Origin of the sequence: Neptuniibacter sp. (assembly GCF_024231755.1) — a bacterium.
In the GTDB taxonomy this organism is placed as follows: Bacteria; Pseudomonadota; Gammaproteobacteria; order Pseudomonadales; family Balneatricaceae; genus Neptuniibacter.
Map to the genome: position 1 here is coordinate 1 of NZ_JAAEQH010000157.1, position 5,479 is coordinate 5,479.

The 5,479-nt window shown below is 47.4% G+C and carries 5 protein-coding genes; all 5 read right to left on the minus strand.

From position 1 onward, the window contains the following. A partial coding sequence (locus GY843_RS08720) for a DTW domain-containing protein (RefSeq protein WP_297308632.1) occupies positions 1-230 on the minus strand: 230 nt, incomplete at its 3' end. Between the two features lie 6 nt (positions 231-236). Continuing rightward, positions 237-1,643, minus strand: a complete 1,407-nt coding sequence (locus tag GY843_RS08725; protein WP_297308634.1) for a DUF4139 domain-containing protein — start codon at positions 1,641-1,643, stop codon at positions 237-239. A gap of 93 nt (positions 1,644-1,736) precedes the next feature. Beyond that, positions 1,737-3,788, minus strand: coding sequence for an SUMF1/EgtB/PvdO family nonheme iron enzyme (locus GY843_RS08730; RefSeq protein WP_297308636.1), 2,052 nt, complete (start codon positions 3,786-3,788; stop codon positions 1,737-1,739). Positions 3,789-3,949: 161 nt separating this feature from the next. Continuing rightward, positions 3,950-4,798: a 3-deoxy-8-phosphooctulonate synthase gene (gene kdsA, locus GY843_RS08735; RefSeq protein WP_297308638.1), complete on the minus strand. Its 849-nt coding sequence runs from the start codon at positions 4,796-4,798 to the stop codon at positions 3,950-3,952. A 106-nt stretch (positions 4,799-4,904) separates the two neighbouring features. Next, positions 4,905-5,318 carry a hypothetical protein gene (locus GY843_RS08740; RefSeq protein WP_297308640.1) on the minus strand — a complete coding sequence of 138 codons (414 nt, stop codon included), beginning with the start codon at positions 5,316-5,318 and terminating at the stop codon, positions 4,905-4,907. Between the last annotated feature and the right edge of the window lie 161 nt (positions 5,319-5,479).

Genomic DNA, 5,479 nt, shown 5'->3' on the forward strand with positions numbered 1-5,479 from the left:
ATTTTTTCAATCAGCTGCTGAGGCGGTTCTTTTCGTTGCCAGATATAGGTCTCGGTTTCAGGCAATACCTTCTGAATTATTTTACTGGTCGTGGTTGGACGCTGGGGTTCATTTTCATGGAGGAGCAGCGCGATCTGTAACTGGCTTTGATGTTGTGTGACCTGCTCGCAACAGCAGAAACTATCAGGCAGGCCACATCCGGCGCAATGTTCTAAAGAGTTGTCTGGCATTTAGTATCAGCGCTTCTGCATCTGAACTTTGAACTTCAGCACCGCTTCTCCGTTAGCGGGCACTTTAATCTGCCACTCTGCACTGCCGCCTTGTACTTTCTTGTGTGGATGACTACTTTGTTTCATCTCCCATTGCAGCGGAAAGTTAGCCGTCATGGTGATCTCTTTTGCCTTATTCTGGCTGTTACTAATGCGCAGCTCCTGCTCAACCATGAAGCCATTAAAGGTTTTACTGAAGTCTGTCTGGCGGCGATGGATTGAGATATCAAACGCCTTGCCAAGTTTGACGTTGACCTCATCCCCTTTGCCGGTGTGATTGATATTTGCTCCACCGATAAACTGCAGATTTCCTTGATTGTCTGGGCTGAAGGTTCTCAGGTTCCCTGCGGGAAGAGGCATGCCCAGTTTATTGCCAGCTGTATTCTTAAACTTAACGGTCAGCTCAGGTTTAACTCGATGTTGATTACGTTCCAGGGTTGGATAAACCAGGAATTGGTATGCGTATCCGCGTTTGACGCTGACACCCGTTGAAGAAAGCAGGGATACTTGTTTCAGTTGGCCGTTAAGAAGATCGGTTGCGCGAGGCAGGGTGTATAGATGGAAGTCCTGTAGCTGTTCCCGAGAGGGAGAAGTCGCCATATCAGCAGACATTGCTCGCATCATTTCCATACCTTGCTTGCGTTCCTGATAGCGGTTGTGTGGCTGGTACAACTCTCCTGCGAGAAGGCTGATCTGGGCGTTCTTATAATCAGTTCCAGTTTTATTAGAGAGGCTAGCAAGTCCATCCAGTGAAACTCTCTCACCTGTTTCATCCAGCGTTAGGACGTAGTCCATGTTCCAGTTCAAACCTCCGGTCAGATAACTGATCTGGGCCGTTTTTGATTTGGACGTGCCGGAACTACGAAAACTTAAACTCGGTTTGGAGAGTAACTGTTCTGGCAGAGATGGAAAAATAAAACGCCATTGGTTATTCAGAGGGATGGTTTCAAATCGTTTGTCTCGTTTTACCAGAGCGCGGTTACCATCAACGCTGAGTAGTTCTACTGTGCTAATCAGCTCCTGGCCTGTTGCCGGGTTTAGGCGGGCCAGTTGAAGTCTTTTACCAATGTAATGTTGAAGAAGATTATGTTGGCTAAGCAGGTTGGTATTCAGGTTTTGCTCTAGGATCTTCCCTGCATTGCTAATTCGTAGGCTTTCTACCTGAAGCTGTTGGCTGACATCTGCCAGTGTGATCTTTTGCCCCGTTTGTAGGGGAGGGAGTTTACGGGTTTCACGCACTAGTCCCAGATTCTGGTTGTATAGGGTTAGGGCAACGGATTCCCGTTTATCCGAACCGATCTGGAGTGTGCTGGAGAAGGCGAGCGTAGAACTGGTAACCAGGAGAATAGCTAAGCTGATTTTACCGATCTGCATGATCTGTATACCTGACATTAGTTTAAGTACATGGAGTATGCTTTTAGCCTCCAGTTCATCATGGATGTGCTGAATCCTGCCTTAAGTAGATTGCTACTTATTGATATCCACCGCTACCCTGAATCCCCAGCTGTTGCGTTTTGAATCAACCGGATGACGGTAGCGGCTGGCAGGTCGGATCAGACGGCTGATTTCAAACCAGGAACCGCCACGCATAACCCGGTCTTTACAGACACGTTTACGGTAGGCGGAGCCATCAATTGGTGCCAGGTCGTAGTTGTCCTCATAACAGTCTGCGACCCACTCATCAACGTTGCCAGTCATGTCATGTAGACCCCAGCTATTAGCCGGGAATGTGCCGACAGGAGCCGCACGTTTGCCATCCCAGGTACTACCGCAATCTGCACATGCCGCCATATTGAATTGCATATTGTCGCCCCACCAATAGGTGGTCAGGTTGCCAGCGCGGGCAGCATATTCCCACTCTGCCTCAGAAGGCAGGCGGTAAGGTTGCCCTGTCTGATCTGCCAGCCATTCGGTATAGGCCCAGGCATCTCGCCAACTAACATTGATAACTGGTTGGTTTCCACGCCCCCAGCCTTCGTCATCCGGGAGTGGGCGGTTGGTTGATTTGGCAAACAGGTCATACTCGGCAAAAGTGACCTCAAAGCGGGAGATTGCAAAGGGTTCATCGATATGCACGATATGCACGGGTTTCTCGTTATCATCACCTAAGCCACTTTGATCACCCATGCGGAACTCGCCTGAAGGTAGCAGAACCATTTCAGGACCGAAGTTTCGGGAGTCTATTTGGTCTTTAAAAATCTGATTACCAGGATCTTCCGGTTCAGCCCCTTTAGCCAACATCCTGGCAACAGCTAAATCACTTTTCAGAATTTCAATATCCGTATCTTTAGCTTTGGCTTCTTGTTCTAGCTTTTCCTGCAGCTCCTGTTGTGCCTGTATGGAACTGAACATTTGTTGCAGGGCTTCCTGTTGTTTCTTGATCTGCAGGGCCTGGAAATCTTTTTCCTTGAAGTTGATAAAGTCAGATACGAACCAGCCTAGTAGGTAACCAGAAGCAAACAGAGTAATGCCCGCCAGTGAATAGGTGACGTATTTGGGTAGGCTCGGTAGTTTTATCTTTAGTGATGGCAGTTTATCTTTAAGAGAGCGTTTGCCTTCCTCTTCAGAATCACCGGTATCTGCTGCGGATTCATCAGCAACTCCAGCGTTCTTCTTATCAGCTTCTTGTTCTGCACTGCTTTCCGCTTTCTCGGCTTCTTTGGAGTCCTCTTCCTTTTCAGGTGGGAACAGAGCTTTTACCAGTTCAGTACAGTTCGGAAACCGGTCATCCAGATTGGTAGATAAAGCTTTTTGCAGCTCAGCCCATTGCTCATCGTCCAACCCGGCGGGTTGCGAAAGTTCACGGCGAACACGGTCAGCTTCACTGTCATCTAAAGAGAAGGGGGCTTTGCCGGTCATCAACTCATAGAGAATGCAGGCAAAGGAGTAAACATCGGTTTTACGCGTCAGCTTTCCTGGATGGAAGGCTTCCGGTGACTGATACTGCTTGTAGTGAAACGGTTCAGATAGCAGGCTGGTTACTGATTCCAGCGTTTCCCGCAGGGAGAAAAGGGTAAGTTTTACGCCACCTTTGCGATTTATAAAGATTGAAGCCGGTTCAAGGCTTGCATGGGGTGTATGTAACTTCTGGTAGCCGATATCGATAGCGTAGGCGATCTGCTTAATCAAACCCATCTGCTGAGCAGGTTTTAACTGGCTGCCTTTTTGCAACATGGACTGAAGTGTCAGACCATCCAGCTTTTCGTAGGAGAGGAAAAGCAGACGGCTTTTTTCGGTGAAAAAGCCGTAACATTCGGCAATATGTTTATTCTGAATTTGTTTGCTGAGTGAAGCGTGCTTTTTAATCCCTTCAGCAAAATTCCCCTGTTTAAGCAGGTTTGGACTCAGGATCAGAAGAGTGACAAGAGGGTTTCCGGTAACACTAAGGTCCTCTGCTTGCCAGAGCTGGCCCAGAGGGTGAGTCGAGCTTTGCTTAATCAGCTTAAAGCGATGATGCTCCGGGCCCAGGATCGTTTCTTCCTGTAACGCCTCATATAAAGAGTCTGGAGAGTCACTCATGGTTGCCAGCCTATGTTTTTCTTATCTTTCTATCATAGACAAGGCTTATGGTGGAAGTCAGCCTTTAATTTGCTGATTTTTATATGTTTTAAGATTTTGGGGGCAGACTTAAGTCTGTCCCCTGTCTATATCGGGTTTAAGCCTGTCCCCTTGATAAGTTACTAGCAGGATGTATCCAGATCAGGGAAGCTTTTTACCAGTTCATCTACCGCTTTCATTTGCGATAAGTATGCCTCCAGAGTGTGAAGAGGCAGTGCGCATGGCCCATCGCATTTAGCTTGTTCCGGATTTGGGTGGGCTTCGAGGAACAGGCCCGCAATACCCTGAGATAAACCTGCACGGGATAGCTGCGCTGCTAGAGCTCTGCGGCCACCGGCAGAGTCAGCTCGTCCTCCGGGCATCTGTAGAGCGTGGGTTGCATCAAACATGATCGGGTAACCAAACTCTTTCATAATTGAGAAGCCGAGCATATCCACGATCAGATTGTTGTAACCGTAGCAGGAGCCGCGTTCGCACAGGATCAAGCGATCATTACCCGCTTCTTCACATTTGTGCAGAATATGTTTCATCTCTTGTGGTGCGAGAAACTGAGCTTTTTTGATGTTAATGACTGCATCTGTTTTCGCCATCGCCTCAACCAAATCAGTCTGGCGAGATAGGAAGGCTGGTAGCTGGATGATGTCACATACTTCGGCAGTTGGTGCTGCTTGAAACGGCTCGTGTACATCAGTGATCAAAGGGACTTTAAAAGTATCTTTAATCTCCTGCAGAATTTTCAGGCCTTCATCCAGACCCGGGCCACGGAAAGAGTTCAACGAGGAACGGTTAGCTTTATCAAAGGATGCTTTGAAAACGTAGGGAATGCCAAGCTTTTCCGTAACTTCCACATAATGTTCAGCAATCTTCATTGCTAAGTCACGGGACTCAAGTACATTCATGCCGCCAAAAAGCACCATAGGTTTGTCGTTGGCGATCTCAATACCGGCAGCGGTAACGGTTTTCTGTTGCATCTTGGTTTATTCCATAGCCATGGGAAAAAGAAGCATTATACCTGCTTCTAGAGAGAGAGGGAGGCCTTATTGATCAGGGCTAGGTGCGAGTGCTAACCCTTTAGCGCTATTTCGCCTTAGGAAACAGGTTTGCGTATTTATCTATCCACTCTAATGCTGCATCCTGCTCTGAAAGATCTCTGCCTTCTATGCTTAAAACGTGCTTGCGATAGCGTTGGATATAACAGAGTTGCTCCAACATGCGTATTCGCATCAGTGCATCTTGATTGGCAAAGGTGATACCTAACTCATAACCCTTGTCTGAAGTTGAACACCAGTCGATAACACCGGTGACCTCAAGATCAGGGCCTACACCGGGTACCTCGATGCCAATCACATCACCGCAAATAAATTGAGTATTGGAATGACACACCAGTTTTAGCGCAGGGTGAGATTTAGATAAAAGGTTTTCACATTCCCGAGGGGTGAGTTTAATCGGGAACTCATCTGGGTGGTGGATATAATTTTGCTGATTATCCATGACAACAGCCTACTTCGTATGTACCTTCATAACTTGTGTATCGGCAGGTACTAATATCCCTTAATATTTCTAAGTATATTTCATTTTTACAGAGTTGCCTTGATGTCAGAAAAAGATATTGATTACGCTGAACTATCCACCAATTGCCGGGCGTTGCAGGA